Annotated in this window: 16 protein-coding genes; 4 read left to right on the top strand and 12 right to left on the bottom strand. The window is 72.8% G+C overall.

Features of this window, described 5'->3' with window-relative positions:
* Positions 1-122: 122 nt before the first annotated feature.
* Positions 123-1,502: a hypothetical protein gene (locus tag HFV08_RS26755; protein ID WP_168543029.1), complete on the bottom strand. Its 1,380-nt coding sequence runs from the start codon at positions 1,500-1,502 to the stop codon at positions 123-125.
* Positions 1,503-1,889: 387 nt separating this feature from the next.
* Here HFV08_RS26755 and HFV08_RS26760 point away from each other — a divergent pair, with 387 nt between their 5' ends.
* Positions 1,890-3,524 carry a glycoside hydrolase family 30 protein gene (locus tag HFV08_RS26760; protein WP_168543030.1) on the top strand — a complete coding sequence of 545 codons (1,635 nt, stop codon included), beginning with the start codon at positions 1,890-1,892 and terminating at the stop codon, positions 3,522-3,524.
* Here the strand turns inward: HFV08_RS26760 and cimA are convergent.
* From cimA to HFV08_RS26775, 3 genes are all read right to left on the bottom strand, one after another.
* Positions 3,485-5,104 (bottom strand): citramalate synthase, encoded by a 1,620-nt coding sequence (gene cimA / locus HFV08_RS26765; RefSeq protein WP_168543031.1) that lies wholly within the window; start codon positions 5,102-5,104, stop codon positions 3,485-3,487. The two genes, HFV08_RS26760 and cimA, sit on opposite strands and share 40 nt — an antisense overlap.
* Before the next feature lie 379 nt (positions 5,105-5,483).
* Positions 5,484-6,566: a branched-chain amino acid aminotransferase gene (locus HFV08_RS26770; RefSeq protein WP_168543032.1), complete on the bottom strand. Its 1,083-nt coding sequence runs from the start codon at positions 6,564-6,566 to the stop codon at positions 5,484-5,486.
* A 266-nt stretch (positions 6,567-6,832) separates the two neighbouring features.
* Entirely contained in the window at positions 6,833-7,873 is a 1,041-nt protein-coding gene (locus tag HFV08_RS26775; protein WP_168543033.1) for a 3-isopropylmalate dehydrogenase, read from the bottom strand.
* Between the two features lie 178 nt (positions 7,874-8,051).
* On the opposite strand from HFV08_RS26775, the gene HFV08_RS26780 reads away from it, so the two are divergent.
* On the top strand, positions 8,052-9,635 hold the full coding sequence (locus tag HFV08_RS26780; RefSeq protein WP_168543034.1) for a purple acid phosphatase family protein: 1,584 nt from the start codon (positions 8,052-8,054) through the stop codon (positions 9,633-9,635).
* On the opposite strand, the gene HFV08_RS26785 is transcribed toward HFV08_RS26780, so the two are convergent.
* The 3 genes from HFV08_RS26785 to HFV08_RS26795 form a co-directional block, all read right to left on the bottom strand.
* Positions 9,632-10,159 (bottom strand): GNAT family N-acetyltransferase, encoded by a 528-nt coding sequence (locus HFV08_RS26785; protein WP_168543035.1) that lies wholly within the window; start codon positions 10,157-10,159, stop codon positions 9,632-9,634. The genes HFV08_RS26780 and HFV08_RS26785 overlap by 4 nt on opposite strands.
* Positions 10,160-10,309: 150 nt before the next feature.
* Positions 10,310-10,450, bottom strand: a complete 141-nt coding sequence (locus HFV08_RS26790) for a hypothetical protein (protein WP_168543036.1) — start codon at positions 10,448-10,450, stop codon at positions 10,310-10,312.
* A gap of 354 nt (positions 10,451-10,804) precedes the next feature.
* Positions 10,805-11,698 (bottom strand): LysR family transcriptional regulator, encoded by an 894-nt coding sequence (locus HFV08_RS26795; protein WP_168543037.1) that lies wholly within the window; start codon positions 11,696-11,698, stop codon positions 10,805-10,807.
* A gap of 100 nt (positions 11,699-11,798) precedes the next feature.
* Here HFV08_RS26795 and HFV08_RS26800 point away from each other — a divergent pair, with 100 nt between their 5' ends.
* The gene (locus tag HFV08_RS26800; RefSeq protein WP_168543038.1) at positions 11,799-12,806 is read left to right on the top strand and encodes an MDR family NADP-dependent oxidoreductase; all 1,008 of its coding nucleotides are present in this window, start codon (positions 11,799-11,801) and stop codon (positions 12,804-12,806) included.
* 364 nt (positions 12,807-13,170) lie between these two features.
* Here the strand turns inward: HFV08_RS26800 and pruA are convergent, their stop codons facing one another.
* A complete protein-coding gene (gene pruA, locus HFV08_RS26805; protein WP_168543039.1) occupies positions 13,171-14,802 on the bottom strand; it encodes an L-glutamate gamma-semialdehyde dehydrogenase in 1,632 nt (543 codons plus the stop codon).
* Positions 14,803-14,905: 103 nt separating this feature from the next.
* The gene (locus HFV08_RS26810) at positions 14,906-15,832 is read right to left on the bottom strand and encodes a proline dehydrogenase family protein (protein ID WP_168543040.1); all 927 of its coding nucleotides are present in this window, start codon (positions 15,830-15,832) and stop codon (positions 14,906-14,908) included.
* Positions 15,833-16,044: 212 nt separating this feature from the next.
* Between HFV08_RS26810 and HFV08_RS26815 the strand changes: the two genes are divergently transcribed.
* On the top strand, positions 16,045-17,232 hold the full coding sequence (locus HFV08_RS26815; RefSeq protein ID WP_312885841.1) for a PucR family transcriptional regulator: 1,188 nt from the start codon (positions 16,045-16,047) through the stop codon (positions 17,230-17,232).
* Between the two features lie 218 nt (positions 17,233-17,450).
* Here the strand turns inward: HFV08_RS26815 and serA are convergent, their stop codons facing one another.
* The 3 genes from serA to ilvN form a co-directional block, all read right to left on the bottom strand.
* Entirely contained in the window at positions 17,451-19,055 is a 1,605-nt protein-coding gene (serA, locus tag HFV08_RS26820) for a phosphoglycerate dehydrogenase (protein WP_168543042.1), read from the bottom strand.
* Between the two features lie 263 nt (positions 19,056-19,318).
* Complete coding sequence (gene ilvC / locus HFV08_RS26825) at positions 19,319-20,314, bottom strand: ketol-acid reductoisomerase (RefSeq protein ID WP_040247937.1); 996 nt, start codon at positions 20,312-20,314, stop codon at positions 19,319-19,321.
* 125 nt (positions 20,315-20,439) lie between these two features.
* Positions 20,440-20,964 (bottom strand): acetolactate synthase small subunit, encoded by a 525-nt coding sequence (gene ilvN, locus HFV08_RS26830; RefSeq protein WP_168543043.1) that lies wholly within the window; start codon positions 20,962-20,964, stop codon positions 20,440-20,442.
* Positions 20,965-20,981 lie beyond the last annotated feature (17 nt).

Raw genomic sequence — 20,981 nt, forward strand, 5'->3', positions numbered from 1 at the left:
GCCACCCAGAGGTGGCAGATGCGGCTCCAGCAACGACCACTCACGGTTCGTCAGATCCCCCCGACCCATGCCCAAACCAACGAGCGACCGGTCAGAAGGTCACATGATCCGCCGGACACCCCCTAGAACCCGCCCCCGAAGTCCCCGCCCCCGCCGAAGCCGCCGCCGCCGAAGTCACCGCCGCCCCCGAAGCCGCCGCCGAAGTCGCCGGGGTCGAAGTCGGAGCCGGAGTAGTCGCCCCCGGCGAAGCCGCCGCCGTCGCTGAAGCCGTCGGTGTGGCCGTAGTCCGCGGCGTAACCGGGCGTGGACATCATGCCGCCCAGCATGGTGCCGACGAGCAGCCCGGGCAGCAGTCCGCCGCCGAAGTAGCCGCCCGCCCAGGGGCCGTAGGCCGGGCCCGCCTCCCAGTAGGGGCGGCGGCCCGCGGCCGTGTCGACCTCGCGCACCATCGGGTCCGCGCCGTCGGCGAGCCGGGTCCGGTCGGCGGCGCAGACCGGCACCTCGCGGGGCTCGCCGCCCGCCGGGCGCCAGTGGACATCGGCGGCCGAGGGGCCGTGGCGCGGGTCGAAGAAGCAGGGCGGGCGGCGCTCGGGCAGCTCCCGGCCCGCGCGCCGGGCCTCCAGGACGGCGAGCGAGAAGCGGCCGTCCTCCAGGGCCCGGGTCACCCCGCGGACGTCGTCGGGGTGCCGGGCGGCCGCCATCCGCTCCTTGGCCTGGTCGTACGCGTCGAGGGCGTGCTCGTAGTCGGTGCGCATCGCCTCGTCGGCGCCGGGCTCCTGGGGACGGAAGTCGAGCCGGTCCAGGGTCTCGCCGTAGGCGGTGATGTCCTCGTCGACGACGACCCGCAGCTTCTCCAGGGCGGCCCGCTGCTCCTCCTCCCGGCGCCGCCGGCCCCGGCGCATCAGCGCGTAGGCGCCCGCGCCGCCGGCCACCAGGACACCGCCGACCGCGATCAGGGTGCCGGTGTGCACGCCGTTCCCGTCCCCGGAGCGGTCGACCCGGCCGCCGTTGCTCCAGGAGGCGGGGGCGGAGCCCTCGGCCTGCCGCAGCGACTGGCCGACGAAGGTGTCCAGCTGCCGGGGCGCGCCCTCGCCGCCCACCGTCTGGACCAGGTTGCCGACCGCCTGCCTGCTCATCACCGTGCTGTCGGCGCGCGCGTCGAACTGGTCGCCGAGCCGGATCCCGTACACGCCGGTGGTCCCGGTGAGGGCGCGCAGATCGCGGAAGAGGCCGTCGGTGGGGTAGCCCGCGGGCAGCACGGCGACGAAGACGGGCTTGTCGGCGTCCCTGATCTTGTCGGAGAGGGCGTCGGCCTGGGAGGCGGAGAGGGCCCCGGCGGCCTCGGGGTCGACATAGACCGGGTCCCGCCGGAGCTCCTCGGCCACGGTGTCCACGGCGGTGTCGGCCTGGGCGCTCGGCACCGTCACCGTGAGCAGTGCCAGCGCCGCGAACACGGCGAGGAAGAGCATCCGGCGAAGGTCTCGGAACAGCGCAGCCCTCATACCTCGAAGCTACCCGAAATATCATGGATACGGACATCCGACTACAGGGAGATCCGTCCGGGTGACCCGGCGGTGGCGCACCCGGCGGCGCGACCGGCCCGGGCCCCCTGCCCGGCGCGGACGCCCCGGCTGCGAGACTGGGCGCGACGGAACCCGCAACCTCCGCGAAACCCTGCGGGCTTGCCCGATCGCGATTGTTAACTCCGCGCAACACAAGCGCCGGAGACAGGGCATCGGATCCGGACATCCTCGCAGGCCGAAGTCGAGGGGAACCCTCCAAGACCAGCCAGGGCGACCATCAAAGCCCTTGACGCAGCTGCGAATTGGCCGTTTACTCTCGGCTCGGACGCGCCCCACTCCCCCACCCCAGAAGGGCGGCGCCCCGCCATGACGCTTCCCCGCCGCGGGCGCCGCCCGCGTGCCCTCGCCGCCGCCCTGCTCGTGCTGCTCGCGCTGGGCGGGGCGCTGACCGCCTCGGAGCACGGGGTGCCCCGGGCGGTCGGCGAACCGGTGACGGTCTGGCTGACCACCACCGACGACAAGGGCGGGCGGCACGTGGTGCGCGGCCTGGAGAAGCAGCGGCCCTTCGTCTTCCGGGAGGGCACCGGCGGCCCCGGGGTGCGGCTCGGCGTCGACGAGCACAGCCGCTTCCAGCCCTTCACCGGCGGCGGCGCCTCCTTCACCGACTCCGCCGCCTGGCTGCTCAACTCCAGCGGCGCGCTGCCCCGGGCCACCCGCGAGAAGGTCATGCGCCGGCTCTTCTCCCCCGAGGACGGCATCGGCCTGTCCTTCCTGCGCAATCCGATGGGCGCCTCCGACCTCGCCCGCTATCCGTACTCGTACGACGATCTGCCCGAGGGGAAGAGCGATCCGGATCTCTCCGGCTTCTCGCTGCGGCACGATCTCGCCGATGTGGTCCCGCTGACCCGGCAGGCGCTGCGGCTCAACCCGGAGCTGACCGTCATGGCCTCGCCCTGGTCGGCGCCCGGCTGGATGAAGGACAGCGGCAGGCTGCGCGGCGGCTGGCTGAACGCCCGCTACTACGGCACCTACGCGCGCTACTTCGTGAAGTATCTGCGGGGCTACCGGGACCAGGGCATCCCGGTGCGCTATGTCACCGTGCAGAACGAGCCCACCTGCTGCGCCGGGTACCCCTCGATGAGCTGGTCCGGCACCTCGCTGCACTACTTCACCAAAGAGGAGCTGCTGCCCCGCCTGAAGGCCGCCGGGCTCTCCACCAAGGTGCTCGCCCACGACTGGAACTGGAACACCTACCAGAAGTACGGGGCCCCGACCGTGGACGACCCCGAGGTGCGCCGCCACCCCAATTTCGGCGGGGTGGCCTGGCACGGCTACGGCAGCGGCATCGACCGGCAGCAGCGCACCCACAGCCGCTATCCGGGGCTGCCCGCCTTCGGCACCGAGCACTCCGGCGGTGACTGGGTCGAGGACCAGCAGAGCGCCGATATGCACGACATCATCGACTACTCCCGCAACTGGGCGCGCTCGGTCACCAAGTGGTCGCTCGCCCTCGACCAGGACCAGGGCCCGCACAGCGGCGGCTGCGGGGTCTGCACCGGCCTGGTCACGGTGCACCACGGCGACGGGCAGCCCGGCAGGGTCGAGTACACCGTGGAGTTCTACACGATGGGCCACCTGACGAAGTTCGTCCGGCCCGGCGCCCGGCGCATCGCCTCCACCGCGAGCGAGGCGGTGCCGAACGTGGCCTGGCGCAATCCGGACGGCTCCAAGGCGCTGATCGCCTACAACGAGTCCCGGCGGCCCCGGACGGTCACCCTGGACTGGGGCGGCGCGCACGCCACGTACACCCTGCCGGGCCGTACCTCGGCGACCTTCACCTGGTCCGGTGCGCAAGGGGCCGCGCCGCCCGCGCTCGGCGAGCAGGAGCGGCGGGGCGGCACCGGCGCGCTCGCGCCCCGTCCGGCCGCGCGGCGGCAGCGGCGGGCCGCCGGGCGCCGGGCTCAGTCGGTGGGCTCGACCCCGGCGCGCAGCAGCCCGTAGGTGTAGGCGTCCTCCAGGGCCTGCCAGGAGGCGGCGATGACGTTGTCGGCGACGCCGACCGTGGACCACTCGCCGGTGCCGTCGCCGGTGGAGATCAGCACCCGGGTGGTGGACTCGGTGCCGTGCACGCCCTCCAGGATGCGGACCTTGTAGTCGACGAGTTCGAGCTTGGCGAGCTGCGGGTACAGGCGCTCCAGGGCGACCCGCAGGGCGCGGTCGAGGGCGTTGACCGGGCCGTTGCCCTCGGCGGTGGCGACGATGCGCTCGCCCTTGGCCCAGACCTTCACGGTCGCCTCGTTGGCGTGGCTGCCGTCCGGGCGGTCCTCGACGATGGCCCGCCAGGACTCGGTACGGAAGTAGCGGCGGGCCCGGCCCTCGGCCTCGGCGCGCAGCAGCAGTTCGAAGGAGGCGTCGGCGGCCTCGTAGGAGTAGCCGGCCAGCTCGCGTTCCTTGACCCGCTCGACGACCCGGCCGACCAGTTCGCGGTCGTGGCCGATCTCGATGCCGAGCTCGCGGCCCTTCAGCTCGATGGAGGCGCGGCCGGCCATGTCGGAGACCAGCATCCGCAGCCGGTTGCCGACCCGCTCGGGGTCGATGTGCTGGTACAGGTCCGGGTCGACCTTGATCGCGGAGGCGTGCAGACCGGCCTTGTGCGCGAAGGCGGAGACCCCGACGTAGGGCTCGTGGGTGGAGGGGGTGAGGTTCACGACCTCGGCGATGGCGTGCGAGATCCGGGTCATCTCGCGCAGGGCGCCCTCGGGGAGGACCCGCTTGCCGTACTTCAGCTCCAGGGCGGCGACCACCGGGAAGAGGTTGGCGTTGCCGACCCGCTCGCCGTAGCCGTTGGCGGTGCACTGGACGTGGGTGGCCCCGGCGTCCACCGCGGCCAGGGTGTTGGCGACCGCGCAGCCGGTGTCGTCCTGGGCGTGGATGCCGAGCCGGGCCCCGGTGTCGGCGGCGACGGTCGCGACGGTGGCCTGGATCTGGGCGGGCAGCATGCCGCCGTTGGTGTCGCAGAGCACGACGACGTCGGCGCCCGCCTCGTGGGCGGCGCGGACCACGGACTTGGCGTAGCCGGGGTTGGCGCGGTAGCCGTCGAAGAAGTGCTCGCAGTCCACGAAGACCCGGCGGCCCTGCTCGCGCAGGTGGGCGACGGTGTCCCGGACCATGGCGATGTTCTCGTCCAGGGTGGTGCGCAGGGCCAGTTCCACATGCCGGTCGTGGGACTTGGCGACCAGGGTGATCACCGGGGCGCCGGAGGCGAGCAGCGCCTTGACCTGGGGGTCCTCGGCGGCGGTGGCCCCGGCCCTGCGGGTGGCGCCGAAGGCGACCAGCTTCGCGTGGCGGAAGTCGATCTCCTCGCGGGCGCGGGCGAAGAACTCGGTGTCCCGGGGGTTGGCGCCGGGCCAGCCGCCCTCGATGAAGCCGACGCCGAACTCGTCCAGGTGCCGGGCGATGGTCAGCTTGTCCGCGACCGTGAGGTTGATGCCCTCGCGCTGCGCGCCGTCGCGCAGGGTGGTGTCGAAGACGTGGAAGCTGTCGTCGGCGCGGAGGGCGCCGCCGGGGGCCGTACTACTCATGGCTGCCTGACTCCTGTCGGTGAGTGGCTCCGAATTGCCCGGCTCCACTTGCCCCCGTCGCCGCACGCGTTCCGCCTCGGGCCGGTTGGGTCCGGAAACGAAAAAACCCCTCGCGGGTGCGAGAGGTCTGCGCGCGGGTCCGGGGCACGGTGTTCGCTGCCCGGGTGTCGTCCTCGGGTTCAGCGGTCACTGCGGACCGGCGCGCTGCTGCCAATAATCATGGTCAGAGCGAGCATGAACGGCAGTCTGCCACAAGGTCCGCATTCCGTGACGTCCGGTCTCAGGATGTGGTCCTAGTGTCCATGACCAGGAGACACCCGGCGGGCGGCCGCCCCGCACCCGTGGGTGGGGGCGGCCGCCTGCCGGAGCCGGTGCCGGTTCAGCCGAGCTGGTGCATCCAGCCGTGGGTGTCCTCGGCGGCGCCGCTCTGCAGGTCGAGCAGGGCCTTGCGGAGCCGCATGGTGACCTCGCCGGGCTCGCCGCCGCCCTGCGTCCACTCGCCCTGGCGGGACTTGACGGTGCCGACCGGGGTGATGACCGCGGCGGTGCCGCAGGCGAAGACCTCGGTGAGGGTGCCGTTCTCGGTGTCCCGCTTCCAGTCCTCGGTGGAGATGCGGCCCTCCTCGGCGGTGCAGCCGAGGTCGCGGGCGAGGGTGAGCAGCGAGTCGCGGGTGATGCCGGGCAGCAGCGAGCCGCTCAGCTCGGGGGTGACGATGCGGTCCCCGTACACGAAGTAGAGGTTCATGCCGCCCATCTCCTCGACCCAGCGGTGCTCCACCGCGTCGAGCCAGACGACCTGGTCGCAGCCCTTGTCCGCGGCCTCCTTCTGGGCGACGAGCGAGGCCGCGTAGTTGCCGCCGGTCTTGGCGGCGCCGGTGCCGCCCTTGACCGCGCGGACATAGTCCTCGGAGAGCCACACCGAGACCGGCTTCACACCGCCCTTGAAGTAGGCGCCGGCCGGGGAGGCGATGACCAGGAAGAGGTACTCGTTGGCGGGCCGCACGCCGAGGCCGACCTCGGCGGCGAACATGAAGGGCCGCAGGTACAGCGACTGCTCCCCGTGTGCCGGCACCCACGCCTTGTCCTGCTTGACCAGTTCGTCGCAGGCCGCGATGAACAGCTCCGCGGGCAGCTCCGGCATCGCCAGGCGCCGGGCGGAGGTCTGGAAGCGGGCGGCGTTGGCCTCCGGGCGGAAGGTGGCCACGGTGCCGTCGGGGCGGCGGTAGGCCTTGAGCCCCTCGAAGATGGTCTGCGCGTAGTGCAGCGTCATATTGGCCGGGTCCACCGACAGCGGCGCGTACGGGACGAGCTCGGCGTCGTGCCAGCCGCGGCCCTCTGTCCAGCGCACCGACACCATGTGGTCGGTGAAGTGGCGGCCGAATCCGGGGTTCGCCAGGATGGCCTCGCGCTCGGCATCCGGCAGCGGATGGGCGGAGGGCTTCAGCTCGATCGTCGTCGTCATCTGAGTGCGTCCTTCACAGTCGTCCAGGCGGACCGCGCCGCACGCCCGCTGTCACTGCCAGGACGTCCGAGCTTCTCCTCATACCGCGGTCTCACGTCCGATTATCGCGCGAGGGTGTCCGTGGTGAAGACGGCGTGGAGCCGGTCCGGGTTCCGATGGTGGCACCCGGCGGAACATACGGAAAGCCGCCGGGCCTTGTCCCGCCCCGGCGGCTCTCCTCGGACCTGCGTCCCCGGGAGCGTCCCGGGGAGGTGTTCTTCCGCCGGTCAGGCGGTTACCCGGGCCGCGAGCGCGGCGCCGATCTGCTCGGTGGTGCGGGGGCTGCCGTCGCGTGCGGCGAGGTCGGCGGTGACCGCCTCCTCGATGCGCGCGGCCTCGGTGTCGTGGCCGAGGTGGCGCAGCAGCAGGGCGACGGAGAGCACGGTCGCCGTCGGGTCGGCCTTGCCCTGGCCCGCGATGTCCGGGGCGGAGCCGTGCACCGGCTCGAACATCGAGGGGAAGGCGCCGGTGGGGTTGATGTTGCCGGAGGCGGCGAGGCCGATGCCGCCGGTGACGGCCGCGGCGAGGTCGGTGAGGATGTCGCCGAAGAGGTTGTCGGTGACGATCACGTCGAAGCGCTCGGGCTGGGTGACGAAGAAGATGGTGGCGGCGTCGACGTGCAGATAGTCGGTGGTGACCTCGGGGTACTCGGCGGCCACCTTGTCGAAGGTGGACTTCCACAGACCGCCCGCGTGCACCAGGACGTTGGTCTTGTGGACCAGGGTGAGCTTCCTGCGCGGGCGGGCCTGGGCGCGGGCGAAGGCGTCCCGGACCACGCGCTCGACACCGTAGGCGGTGTTGAGGCTGACCTCGGTGGCCACCTCGGCGGGGGTGCCGGTGCGCAGCGAGCCGCCGTTTCCGGTGTACGGGCCCTCGGTGCCCTCGCGGACCACCACGAAGTCGATCTCCGGGTTCCCGGCGAGCGGACCGGTGGTGTTCGGGTAGAGCCTGCTGGGCCGCAGATTGACGAAGTGGTCGAAGGCGAACCGCAGTCTGAGCAGCAGCCCGCGCTCCAGGACACCGGAGGGCACGGTCGGGTCGCCGATGGCGCCGAGCAGGATCGCGTCGTGCTCGGCCAGCTCGGCCAGCTCGGTGTCGGGCAGGGTCTCCCCGGTGCGGTGCCAGCGGCGGGCACCGAGGTCGTACTCCCGGGTCTCGAGTTTCACCTCACCGGGGAGTACGGCCTGAAGGACCTTCAGCCCCTGGGCGACGACCTCCTGGCCGATACCGTCACCGGGGATCACTGCGAGATCGAGAGTGCGCGACATGCGGTCACCGTACTCTCCGTCTTAGGGGATGACACACACCATCCACGATGCGGACGCCGGGCGGGTGTTGAGGGCTGCCGGGACCGGTCCCGCTCCGGGTGACCCCGTCAGGTCCGCGACCCGGCGGGTTCACCTGGAGTCGGCCCGCCGTACGGCCGCCGCTGCCAGCCTGCTGGTCATGGACACCCCCGACGTCGGCATCCCGGAGCGGCTCGCCCGCCAGATGAGCATGCCGGAGCAGCACGCCTACCTGCGGCGGAAGTTCGCCCGCCGCACGGTGCTGGCGTCCGGCGCCACCGCCGCGGTCGCGGGCGGCACCGGCTTCCTCGCGGGCGGCTCGGGCGCGGCCTACGGCGGGCAGCGCCCGGCGGCGGCGCCCGCGCGGTCGGCGGTCCGGGTGGACGGCTCGGTGGTGGCGCCCTTCGGCCGCCATCTCGCCTTCGGGGCCGACCCCCGTACCCAGATGCGGGTCTCCTGGCAGGTGCCCCTCCCGGTGCGCGCGCCCTTCCTGCGGGTCGGGCTGAAGCCCTGGGAGCTGAGCCGGAAGATCCCCGCCGAGGTGCGCGCCCTGCACACGCCCGCGCTCTCCGCGAAGCTGCCCGCGGTCGAACAGCTCTATCTGCACGCGGCGCTCGACGGGCTGCGGCCCGGGACCACGTACTACTACGGCGTCGGCCACGAGGGCTTCGACCCGGCCGCCCCGGAGCGGCTGGCCACGCTCGGCTCCTTCCGGACCGCGCCCGCCCGGCCGGAGCGCTTCGTCTTCACCGCCTTCGGCGACCAGGGCGTGGGGTACGACGCCCTGGCGAACGACCAGCTGATCCTCGGCCAGAACCCCTCCTTCCACCTCCACGCGGGCGACCTCTGCTACGCGGACAGCAGCGGCAAGGGCAAGGAGAGCGACACCTACGACGCGCGGGTCTGGGACACCTTCCTCGCGCAGACCGAGTCGGTGGCGAAGTCGGTGCCCTGGATGGTGACCACCGGCAACCACGACATGGAGGCCTGGTACTCCCCCGAGGGCTACGGCGGCCAGTCGGCCCGCTGGTCGCTGCCGGAGAACGGCCCGGACGCGAAGAAGGCGCCGGGGGTGTACTCCTTCGTCTACGGCAACGTCGGGGTGATCGCCCTGGACGCCAACGACGTCTCGTACGAGATCCCGGCCAACAGGGGCTATCTGGACGGCCGTCAGACCGGCTGGCTGGACGAGCGGCTCGGGGAGCTGCGGGCGCGCGAGGACATCGACTTCCTGGTGGTCTTCTTCCACCACTGCATGTACTCGACGTCCACCCACGGCTCGGACGGCGGGGTGCGCGCGGCCTGGCTGCCGCTGTTCCAGCGGCACCAGGTGGACCTGGTGGTCAACGGCCACAACCACGTCTACGAACGCACCGACGCCCTCAGGGGCGAGGGCGAGATCGGCCGGCGGCTGCCGGTCGGCGGCACCACCGACCCCACCCGCGACGGCATCGTCCATGTGACCGCGGGCGGCGCGGGCAAGGACCTGTACGGCTTCCCGGCGGGCGTCGAGGACAGCTACGAGGGCCGGGTCCGCGACCGCGAGTCGGTGCTCACCTTCCACTGGACGAAGGCACGGCTGCCGGACCCGGACCGGGTGGAGTGGTCCCGGGTGCGCTACACCGGCTTCTCCTTCCTCGCGGTGGAGGTGGAGGCCGGCGCCGCGCCCCGGATGAAGGTCTCGGCCCTCGCCGCGAGCGGGGAGCGCATCGACCACTTCGAGATCGCGCGCGGGAGGGGCTAGGAGGGAGAAGAGCTTTCGGGGGCTGCTCGTGATGGACCGCCGGGCGCGGGCCCGCACTCCATCAGCAACTGGCTGCCCCGCGGGCCGACCGGGCGGAAGCCCGCCTTGCTCCACGCCCTGACGGCCCGGTGGTTGGCGGCCTCGGGGTCGACGGTCACCCGGGTCCACCCCAGGGCGGTGCGCAGGTGCCCGACCAGGGCGCGGGCGGCGTCGGGGCCGAGGCCCCGGCCCTGCGCGCGGGGCAGCAGCACCATGTCGATGCCGCCCTCGTGCGGACCGGCGGTGACGTACTGGGCGTACCCCACGGGCTCGACGCCGTCGAGGACCAGGAGCGAGACCACCGCAGGACGCCGCCGTCCGATGTACTTGGCGGCCACTTCCTCGCGGGTGAGCGGCTGTCCGCCCCAGTCGCGGACGAACGCGGGGTCGGCGAACCACCCGGCGAGCAGCGGGAGGTGCGCCTCCGCGGCGGGGACGAGCGAGGTGGCCTCGCCCCTGACGACGGTCTCCGAGGTGTCCTCCATGCGGATATCGCGCCTCACGAGCAGACGAATCGTTCCGGACGCGATCTGGCGCCCTCCGTACGGTCCTTGCACACCGCGGCCGTCCAAGGACCGTACAGGGGGCGGAAGTTACCGGTGGCAGGCGGTCAACCCACCGGTGGAACGGCCCGCTTACGGGTGGGTGGAGTGGCCCCAGTCGCCGCCGTTGTCGCGGCGGTCGAGGGCGCGCTGGAGGGCGGCGGCGGCGTTCTTGCGCTCGGTAGCTGTCGTGCGGGGGGCACGGCGGACTCGGCGGGCGGTCGTCTCGGCCATGAGAGTTCAACTCCTAGAAAGCACACGGGAGCGGATGTCCTTACGAGACGCCGGATGGGCGGGGAACTCGCGCCGCAGGGGTCACCTGCGCGGGGCGCCGGGTTCGGCTCCGCCTTCGCTTGGTCGAGCGAGACGTTCGGCTTCCTACAAAGCTAGAGCGTTCGACCGTCGCTGTCTCCACAGTTAGTCGGACTTCCTACTATCTGAGACAGCGAGTTTTCCGCGCCCTCCGCTCCGGGCCGCTGACCGGGGCTTTCCCGCCCGTTCCCCGATGTGACGCAGGCCTCCCCGAACGGCCCTGCAGACCGGCCCGCCCTCCGCTTCCGGCCCCCGGCGGCCCCTCGCGCCCCCGCCTCAGCGCGGCCCCTGCTGCGCCCGCAGCTCCCGGATCAGCGCGCGGACCGCGAGCGAGCGGGCGAGTTCGGGGGTGGTCACATAGCCGATGGCGCGGGTCGGCGGGCGGGGGCCGAGCCGGACGACGGTGACCGACTCCGGCGCCGAGGTCAGCGAGAGCGCGGGCATCACCGCCATGCCGTGCCCGGCGCCGACCAGCGAGAGGACCGTGCCGTCGTCCTCGGCCTCCACGGTCGCCGAGGGCAGCCAGTCCTGGCCGCGCCACCAGTCGCGGGTGACGGCGCCGCAGTTCTCGTGCCAGTCGACCAGCGGCAGCGAGCGCGGCTCGGGGTGGTCCGCGGGGTGCACCAGGGCGTAGGGCTCCTCGAAGAGGGCGGCGCCGGTCAGACCGGCCGGGGGCCGCCCGCCGTCCAGGGTGGCGAGCGCGAGGTCCGCACGGCCGGCGGCCACCTCGCCCGCGGTGCCGGGGCCGAGCTCGCGGATCACCCGCACCCGCGGCTCGATCGCCGGGTGCCGGGCCCGCAGGCGCTCCAGGGCGGGCGGCAGCAGGTGCAGGGCGGCGCTGCGGAAGGCGGCGATCCGCAGCACCCCGGTGGTGGTGTCGGCGCCGCCGCGTCCCGCGCCGGTGCCGCGCACCTCGGCGGCGAGGGTGTCCAGGAGGCGCAGGGCGCGGCGGGCGTGGGCGGCTGCCTTGGCACCGGCCGGGGTGGGGGCGGCGCCCGCCCGGCCCCGGGTGAACAGGACGGCGCCCAGCTTGCGTTCGACGGCGCGCACGGCGTGCGAGACGGCGGACTGGGTGGTGCCGAGCGCCGCCGCGGCGGCGGTGAAGCCGCCCTCGCGCTCCACGGCGACGATCACCCGCAGCTCCTGCGGAGCGAGATCGGTCCCGGCCACACGCCCACCACCTGCGTCTATGAAGGGGCCTCATGGACCGGCCCGTCGCATGAGCCGAACGCTCTGCCCACCGCCCGCATTCCTTCCTACGGTCTCCGGCATGACCGAGATCGCACGCACCGTGCACCAGATCGCCCGCCCCGAGGGCTTCCCCACCGCGGAGCAGTTCCGCCTCGTCGAATCGCCGGTACCGGCGCCGGAGCCCGGCACCGCCCTGGTGGAGAACCTCTGGTGGTCGGTGGACCCGTACCACCGGGAGATGATGGACGGCGCCTTCGCCCTGCACACGCCGCTCGAAGGGCGCGCGCTCGGGCGCGTGATCGCCTCGCGCACCGAGGCGCTCCCCGAGGGCGAGGTGGTCTTCCACCGCAAGGGCTGGCGCACCCACGCGGTGGTCGGTCCCGAGGAGACCCGGCGGCTTCCCGGCGGCGGGTCCCTGCCGGGCGTACCGCTCTCCGCCTTCCTCAGCGTCCTCGGCGGCACCGGCCTGACCGCGTACGTCGCCCTGACCAGGACCGCGCGGCTGCGGCCCGGCGAGGACGTGTTCATCTCCTCCGCGGCGGGCGGAGTGGGCTCGGCGGCCGGGCGCTTCGCGCGGCTGCTCGGCGCGCGCACCCTGGTCGGCAGCGCGGGCTCGGCGGCGAAGGCGGCCCGGCTGACCTCCTCGCTCGGCTTCGACGCGGCCTTCGACTACCACGAGGGACCGGTGGCCGAACTCCTCGGCGAGGCCGCGCCCGAGGGCCTGGACGTCGCCGTGGAGAACGTCGGCGGGGACCACCTCGAAGGCGCCATCGCCCGGCTGCGCGAGCACGGCCGGATCGCCTGGGTCGGCGCGGTGGGGCAGTACCACCACCTCGCCTCCCCGCCGCCCGCGCCGCGCAACCTCTACTCGGTGGTCGGCAAGAGCCTGCGCCTGGAGGGCGTGCTGGTGCGCAACCATCTCGACGCGCAGGAGGAGTTGTACGACTTCGCGCTGCCGCATCTGCGCAGCGGGCGCCTGGTCCCGGACGAGACCGTGGTGGACGGCTTCGAGCACATCGTGGCCGCCTTCCTCGGCATGCTGCGCGGCGAGAACACCGGGAAGATGCTGGTCCGCGCCACCGGCTGAGGGCGGCCCGTACCTGGCTGACCTGCTGACCCGCGGCCCGTGCGCGCGAACGGGGGGCGCGCGTACGGGCAGTGGGGGCGGGCGGGCTCGGGCGCGTACGGGGCGGGCTCGGGCGCGTACCCGTGCGCACGCTCGGGCGGGTGCGGGTTCGCGCGCTCGCGTGCCGGGCGGGCGCGAGGGTGCGCGGACGCCGACGCGCCCCCGGCCGGGGTGGGGCCGGGGGCGCGGGCGGGACCGGCCGCGGAGGGAGTGCCGGTCCTGGGCCGTGTCGGGACACGGCCGGGGGGCGGGGACGGGCGAGGTGGTGGTCACCGGGCGCCGGGGGGACGCCCGGCGGGGTTCGCCCGCCCCCGCCGGGAGAGGGTCAGCCCATGTGCGGGTAGCCGTACTCCGTCGGCGGGACGAGCGCCTCCTTGATGGACCGGGTCAGGGTCCAGCGCTGGAGGTTCTGCGGGGCGCCCGCCTTGTCGTTGGTGCCGGAGGCGCGGCCGCCGCCGAAGGGCTGCTGGCCGACCACGGCGCCGGTCGACTTGTCGTTGATGTAGAAGTTGCCGGCCGCGAAGCGCAGCTTGTGGGCGGCGTCCACGGCGGCGGCACGGTCCTGGGCGATGACGGAACCGGTCAGCGCGTACGCCGAGACGGACTCCATCTGCGCCAGCATCTCCTCGTACTTCTCGTCCTCGTAGACGTGCACGGCGAGGAAGGGGCCGAAGTACTCGGTGGTGAAGACCTCGTTGGCCGGGTCGCTGCACTCGACGACGGTCGGGCGCACGAAGTAGCCCACCGAGTCGTCGTAGGTGCCGCCCGCGACGACGGTGCAGGACTCGTCCGCCTTGGCGCGGTCGATGGCCGCCTTGTTCTTGGCGAAGGAGCGCTCGTCGATCACGGCGCCGATGAAGTTGGTCAGGTCGGTGACGCTGCCCATGGCGATGCCGTCGACCTCGGCCGCGAACTCCTCCTTGAAGCCGGAGTTCCAGATCGAGGCCGGGATGTACGCGCGCGAGGTGGCCGAGCACTTCTGGCCCTGGTACTCGAAGGCGCCGCGGGTCAGCGCCGTCTTGAGGACCGCGCGGTCGGCGCTCGGGTGGGCGACGACGAAGTCCTTGCCGCCGGTCTCGCCGACGATGCGCGGGTAGGAGCGGTACTTCTCGATGTTGTTGCCGACCGTCTTCCACAGGTACTGGAAGGTCTTGGTCGAGCCGGTGAAGTGGATGCCCGCGAGGTCCCGGTGCTCCAGGGCGACCTCGGAGACCTCGATGCCGTCGCCGGTGACCAGGTTGATCACACCGGCGGGCAGCCCGGCCTCCTCCAGGAGGCGCATCAGGAGCACGGCCGCGTGGGTCTGCGTCGGGGAGGGCTTCCAGACCACGACGTTGCCCATCAGCGCCGGGGCGGTGGGCAGATTGCCCGCGATGGCGGTGAAGTTGAACGGCGTGATCGCGTAGACGAAGCCTTCGAGCGGGCGGTGGTCCAGACGGTTCCAGACGCCGGTCGAGTTCGCCACCGGCTGCTCGGCGAGCAGGTCGCGGGCGTACTTGACGTTGAAGCGCCAGAAGTCGATCAGCTCACAGGGGCTGTCGATCTCGGCCTGCTGCGCGGTCTTGGACTGGCCGAGCATGGTGGAGGCCGCGATGGTCTCGCGCCAGGGGCCGGACAGCAGCTCGGCGGCGCGCAGGAAGATCGCGGCGCGGGCGTCGAAGGGCAGGTCGCGCCAGGCGGGGGCCGCGGCCAGGGCGGCGTCGATGGCGGCCCGCGCGTCGTCCTGGGTGGCGTTGCGGTAGGTGCCGAGCACGGACTTGTGGTCGTGCGGCTGCACCACCTGGAAGGCGCTGCCGCCGCCCAGCCGCTTCTCGCCGCCGATGGTCATCGGGAGGTCGATCGGGTTCTCGGCCAGCTCCTTGAGCTTGGCTTCGAGGCGGGCACGCTCCGGGGAACCGGGGGCGTAGCCGAGCACCGGCTCGTTGACCGGGGCGGGGACCTGGGTCAGGGCGTCCATGACTGCCGAATCTCCTTGGGTTGGGTGCCCCTTGGTGGTACGGGGGGTGGGGCGGCGGACGGGCGTTCAGCCTCGGATGGTGGCGGACGTACGACTCACTGACTCACCCCTTGGTGACGAGGGAGCGCAGGAAGAAGGCGAGGTTGGCGGGACGCTCGGCGAGGCGGCGCATGAAGTATCCGTACCAGTCGGTGCCGTAGGCCGTGTAGACACGCATCCGGTGGCCCTCGGCGGCGAGGCGGTGCTGCTCCTCGGTGCGGATGCCGTAGAGCATCTGGAACTCGTAGGCGTCCAGGGCGCGGCCGTGGCGCAGCGCCAGCTCCTGGGTGACGGCGATCAGGCGCGGGTCGTGGGAGCCGATCATCGGGTAGCCGGTGCCCGCCATCAGGATGTTCAGGCAGCGCACATAGGCGAGGTCGACCTGGTGCTTGTCCTGGTGGGCGACGGAGGCGGGCTCCTTGTAGGCGCCCTTGACGAGCCGGACCCGGGAGCCGGCCGCGGCGAGGTCGCGGCAGTCGTCCTCGGTACGGAAGAGGTAGGACTGCACGACGGCGCCGGTCTCGGGGAAGCGGCGGCGCAGCTCGGCGTGGATGGCGAGGGTGGAGTCGACCGTGGTGTGGTCCTCCATGTCGAGGGTGACCGTGGTGCCGATCTCGGCGGCGGCCTCGACGACGGCGGTGGCGTTCTTCAGGGCGAGGTCGTGGCCGCCCGGCAGCGCCTGCCCGAAGGAGGAGAGCTTGATGGACATCTCGGCGCGGGTGCCGAGCCCCAGCGGGCGCAGCGCCTCGACGAGGCCGAGGTAGGCGTCGCGGGCGCGCAGTGCCTCGGCGGGGTCGGTGACGTCCTCGCCGAGGACGTCGAGCGTGACCTCCAGGCCGCGGTCCGCGAGGTCCTTGACGACCGGCAGGGTCTCCTCGGAGGTCTCACCGGCGATGAAGCGGGTGACGACCGGCTTCGTCACCGGCGCGGCGGAGACGATGCGGCGCAGCTGCTCGCTGCGCGAGGCGGCGAGGATCACGGGACCCAGCACGGGGCACCTCCACGGTGAGGCAGTACCTGCGGTACATGTCGCTGATATTCGGCCGTTCCGGCGCGGATCGCGCGGACCGGTGACGGCTTGGAGAACCTCCGTGAAACCTAAGGATCCCTCCGATCCGGCGCCATCGACAGGTGTCACGCCTCCGTGGCCCGGATCTCAGACATCTGTATGACGCGGCCGGGCGGGTGGCGCAGAATGGCGGTGTGAAGGGCGACTACCAGGAACCGGTCGATGAGATCTCCGCGCTGCTCGGCGCCCCGGCGACGCTTGAGGACCGCCATTTCCAGCTGATCGCCTTCGGCGCGCACGACAGCGAGGACAGCGCGATGGACCCGGTGCGCACCCGCTCGATCCTGACCCGCCGCTCCACCAGGGCGGTGCAGGACTGGTTCGAGGGCTTCGGCATCACCCGGGCGAAGGGTCCGGTACGCATTCCGGCCAGTCCGGCGGCCGGGGTGCGGCGCGGCCGGATCTGCCTGCCGGTACGCCACCAGGGCACCGTCCTCGGCTACGTCTGGCTGATCGACGACGAGCCCGGCCCCACCGACGCCCAGCTGGCCGCGGCCATGGAGGTGACGGTCCGCATCGGGGCGCTCCTCGCGGACGAGGCCCGGGCCGGGGCCGACCTCAGCCGCGAGTTCCGCGCCGCGCTCACCGCGGAGCCCGGCTGGCAGCGGGAGGCGGCCCTCACCGCCCTGCGCTCCGCCCTCGGCACCCGCGCGGAGGGCCCGCACACCCTGGTCTGCGTGGCCCCCTGGCCCACCACCGCCGAGTCCGCCCCCGCGGCGGCCCCCGGCGTCGAGGCGCGGTGCACGGTCCCCTGGGGCACCGACCACCAGGCCCTCGCCGTACTGGTCCGCCTGCGCAGCCGCGAGGTGGACACCCCCGCCCGCGCGGCGGCCGAACGACTGAGCGCGATGGCGGAGGCGGGCGCGGCGGCGAACACGGCGGGCGCGGACGGGAGTTCGGCGCCGGGCGGCGGAGTGGCGGCCGGGCTCTCGGTGGCCCGGGAGGGGCTGGCGGAGCTGGGCCGGGCCTGGCACGAGGCGCGGGCGGCGGCCCGGGCGGTGCTCGCCGAGCCGGGGCGCGGCCCGGTCGCCGACTGGTCCGCCATCGGGCCCTGGCGGCTGCTGTCCGCGCTGCCCGCCGAGGCCGGCCGGGACCCCTCGGCCGCCCCGCTGCTGACCGGGGCCCACCGCGAACTGGCCCGTACCGCCGAGGAGTTCCTCGACCACGCGGGCCAGGCGGGCCGTACCGCGGCGGCCCTCGGCATCCACCGCCAGACCCTCTACTACCGCCTCTCCCGGGTGGAGAAGCTCACCGGCCTCGACCTGGACGACGGCGAGGACCGGCTGCTGCTGCACATGGCGCTGAAGGCGGCGCGGTTGTGAGCGGCGGCGGTGAGGGCGGGTCCCGTCTCGGGGCGCACACGGCCGCCGCCCGGGGCGGCGGGCACACTCCGACTCCCGTTCCCGGCGGCCGGATTCACGGGTGAACGGCGAAGGACCCGGCCCCGCCGAGCATCGGCGGTCCGGGCCCTTCCCCTTCTCGGCCGGACAACTGCCCTACGCGGTACGGGAGTCGAGGCGCGAGGTGTGCTTCCGGTCGCTCAGTCCCCGAGGTTGACCGCGCGGACCGAGGTCGCGCCGATCTCCTCGGCCACCTCGGCGAGCACGGCGGGCGGCACGGTGTCGTCCACCGAGAGGACGGCGAGGGCCTCACCGCCCGCCTTGGCGCGGGAGACCTGCATGCCGGCGATGTTGATGCCGGACTCACCGAGGATGCGGCCGACGGTGCCGACGACGCCGGGGCGGTCGGCGTAGCGCAGGACGGCCATGTGGTCGGCGAGCGCCAGGTCGATGTCGTGCTCGCCGACGGCGACGATCTTCTGCAGGTGCTTGGGCCCGGCCAGGGTGCCGGAGACCGAGATCTCCTCGCCGCCGGAGAGGGTGCCGCGCACGGTGACCAGGTTGCGGTGGTCCGGGGACTCGCTGCTGGTGGTCAGGCGCACCTCGACGCCGCGCTCCTGGGCGAAGAGCGGGGCGTTGACGTACGAGACGGTCTCGTCGACCACGTCCTCGAACACGCCCTTGAGCGCGGAGAGTTCGAGGACCTTGACGTCGTGCTGGGTGATCTCGCCGTAGACCTCGACATCGAGGCGGGCGGCGACCTCGCCCGCGAGGGCGGTGAAGATCCGGCCGAGCTTCTCGGCGAGCGGCAGGCCGGGGCGTACGTCCTCGGCGATGACGCCGCCCTGGACGTTGACCGCGTCGGGGACGAGCTCACCGGCGAGGGCGAGCCGCACCGAGCGGGCGACCGCGATACCGGCCTTCTCCTGGGCCTCGTCGGTGGAGGCGCCGAGGTGCGGGGTGGCGACGACCTGGTCGAACTCGAAGAGCGGGGAGTCGGTGCAGGGCTCCTTGGCGTAGACGTCGAGTCCGGCGCCCGCGACGCGGCCCTCCTTGACGGCCGAGTACAGCGCCTCCTCGTCGACGATCCCGCCGCGCGCGGCGTTGACGATCCGCACGCTGGGCTTGACCTTGCGCAGCGCCTCGTCGCCGATCAGGCCGAGGGTCTCGGGGGTCTTCGGCAGGTGCACGGTGATGAAGTCCGAGACCTGGAGCAGCTCGTCGAGGGAGAGGACCTTCACGCCCATCTGCGCGGCCCGCGCGGGCTGTACGTAGGGGTCGTAGGCGACGACCTTCATGCCGAAGGCGGACATCCGCTGGGCGACCAGGGCGCCGATGCGGCCGAGGCCGACGACGCCGAGGGTCTTCTCGGCCAGCTCGACGCCGGTGTACTTGGAGCGCTTCCACTCGCCGTTCTTGAGCGCGGCGTTGGCCTGCGGGATGTTGCGCGCGGTGGCGAGCAGCAGTCCGCAGGCCAGCTCGGCGGCGGTGACGATATTGGAGGTGGGGGCGTTGACGACCATCACGCCGGCCTTGGTGGCGGCGGAGACGTCGACGTTGTCCAGGCCGACTCCGGCCCGGGCGACCACCTTGAGGCGCTTCGCGGCGGCCACCGCCTCGGCGTCCACCTTGGTGGCGGAGCGGATCAGGATGGCGTCGACCTCGGCGATGGCGGGCAGCAGTTCCGCGCGGTCGGCGCCGTTGCAGTGCCGGATCTCGAAGTCCGGGCCGAGGGCGTCGACGGTGGCGGGCGACAGCTCCTCGGCGATGAGTACCACAGGCTTGGCAGCGGTGTTCGAGCTCACGTGAGTCCTCACAAGTCCATTGCTTGGCGGCCGTCCCGAGGGCCGCAGGCGGTGGAGGGATGCCGCGTGGAAGACGCACGACGCTGTGGGCCTGACGCGTTGATGCCGCTCAGTGTAGTGGCGGTTTCCGGGCTGTTTCCCGGATGTGGCGGAAGGATCACCCTTCCGTGGCCAGGGCATGGCGCCGGGGCGGCTCGGCCGCGGCAGGAAGTCCGAAAAGCATCGGGGCCGCCCTGGTGCGGGCGGCCCCGGTCGGCGGGTGATCAGTCCTCGTCGACCCAGCTCATCAGCTTGCGCAGCTTCTTGCCGGTGGTCTCCAGGAGGTGGTCCTCGTCGGCCTTCTTGTACTCGTGGTACTTCGGCAGACCGGCCTCGTACTCCTTCATCCAGTTGTTGGCGAAGGTGCCGTCCTGGATCTCGCCGAGGACCTTCTTCATCTCGGCCTTGGTGGCGTCGGTGATGATCCGCGGGCCGGTGATGTAGTCGCCCCACTCGGCGGTCTCGGAGACCGACCAGCGCATCTTCTCCAGGCCGCCCTCGTACATGAGGTCCACGATCAGCTTCAGCTCGTGCAGGCACTCGAAGTAGGCGATCTCCGGCTGGTAGCCCGCCTCGACCAGGGTCTCGAAGCCCGCCTTGACGAGCGCGGAGGCGCCGCCGCAGAGCACGGCCTGCTCACCGAAGAGGTCGGTCTCGGTCTCCTCGGTGAAGGTGGTCTTGATGACGCCGGCGCGGGTGCCGCCGATGCCCTTGGCGTACGAGAGGGCCAGCGCGAAGGCGCTGCCGGTGGCGTCCTGCTCGACGGCCACGATGCAGGGCACGCCGCGGCCCTCCTCGTACTGGCGGCGGACCAGGTGGCCCGGGCCCTTGGGGGCGACCATGCAGACGTCGACGCCGGCCGGGGGCTTGATGAAGCCGAAGCGGATGTTGAGTCCGTGGCCGAAGAAGAGGGCGTTGCCGTCCTCCAGGTGGGCGGCGATGGACTCCTCGTAGACCTTGGCCTGGATCGGGTCCGGGACCAGGACCATGATCACGTCGGCCCAGGCGGCGGCCTCGGCCGGGGTGACCACGCGCAGGCCCTGCTCCTCGGCCTTGGCCTTGGACTTGGAGCCCTCGTGCAGGCCGACCCGGACGTCGACGCCGGAGTCGCGCAGCGAGAGCGCGTGGGCGTGGCCCTGGCTTCCGTAGCCGATGACCGCGACCTTGCGGCCCTGGATGATGGACAGGTCGGCGTCGGCGTCGTAGAACAGCTCGGCCACGGGTTCTCTCCTAGTTTCTGCGGTATCGCTGCGGTGGCGACCACCGTACGGGGACGGCGGGTGGGTCGGTCGCGGGGTCTCGGATGACGGACGGGGGCGGACGGGACGCTCCCGGCGGGCGCGGCTCAGGCGCTGCGGTCGAGGGCCCGCAGGCTGCGGTCGGTGATGGAGCGGGCGCCGCGGCCGATCGCGATGGTGCCGGACTGCACCAGCTCCTTGATGCCGAAGGGCTCCAGCATCTTCAGCATGGCCTCCAGCTTGTCGCTGGATCCGGTGGCCTCGACGGTCACGGCCTCCGGGGCGACGTCCACGGTCTTGGCGCGGAACAGCTGCACGATCTCGACGATCTGCGAGCGCGTCTCGTTGTCGGCGCGGACCTTCACCAGAACGAGTTCACGCTGGACGGCCGAACCGGGTTCCAGCTCGACGATCTTCAGCACGTTGACGAGCTTGTTGAGCTGCTTGGTGACCTGTTCGAGCGGCAGGTCCTCGACGTTCACCACGATGGTGATCCGGGAGATGTCGGGGTGCTCGGTGACGCCCACCGCGAGGGAGTCGATGTTGAAGCCGCGGCGGGAGAAGAGCGCGGCGATCCGCGCCAGGATGCCGGGGGTGTTCTGGACCAGGACGGAGAGCGTGTGCTTGGACATGTCGCTGACTCGATTCT

Origin of the sequence: Streptomyces physcomitrii (assembly GCF_012273655.1) — a bacterium.
GTDB lineage: Bacteria > Actinomycetota > Actinomycetes > Streptomycetales > Streptomycetaceae > Streptomyces > Streptomyces physcomitrii.

Coding starts and splice junctions, on each gene's coding strand:
- HFV08_RS26780 (WP_168543034.1), top strand. CDS start 8,052: ATGGACACCCCCGACGTCGGCATCCCGGAGCGGCTCGCCCGCCAGATG.
- HFV08_RS26775 (WP_168543033.1), bottom strand. CDS start 7,873: ATGTCGCGCACTCTCGATCTCGCAGTGATCCCCGGTGACGGTATCGGC.
- HFV08_RS26770 (WP_168543032.1), bottom strand. CDS start 6,566: ATGACGACGACGATCGAGCTGAAGCCCTCCGCCCATCCGCTGCCGGAT.
- HFV08_RS26760 (WP_168543030.1), top strand. CDS start 1,890: ATGACGCTTCCCCGCCGCGGGCGCCGCCCGCGTGCCCTCGCCGCCGCC.
- HFV08_RS26790 (WP_168543036.1), bottom strand. CDS start 10,450: ATGGCCGAGACGACCGCCCGCCGAGTCCGCCGTGCCCCCCGCACGACA.
- HFV08_RS26755 (WP_168543029.1), bottom strand. CDS start 1,502: ATGAGGGCTGCGCTGTTCCGAGACCTTCGCCGGATGCTCTTCCTCGCC.
- HFV08_RS26800 (WP_168543038.1), top strand. CDS start 11,799: ATGACCGAGATCGCACGCACCGTGCACCAGATCGCCCGCCCCGAGGGC.
- HFV08_RS26785 (WP_168543035.1), bottom strand. CDS start 10,159: ATGGAGGACACCTCGGAGACCGTCGTCAGGGGCGAGGCCACCTCGCTC.
- pruA (WP_168543039.1), bottom strand. CDS start 14,802: ATGGACGCCCTGACCCAGGTCCCCGCCCCGGTCAACGAGCCGGTGCTC.
- cimA (WP_168543031.1), bottom strand. CDS start 5,104: ATGAGTAGTACGGCCCCCGGCGGCGCCCTCCGCGCCGACGACAGCTTC.
- ilvN (WP_168543043.1), bottom strand. CDS start 20,964: ATGTCCAAGCACACGCTCTCCGTCCTGGTCCAGAACACCCCCGGCATC.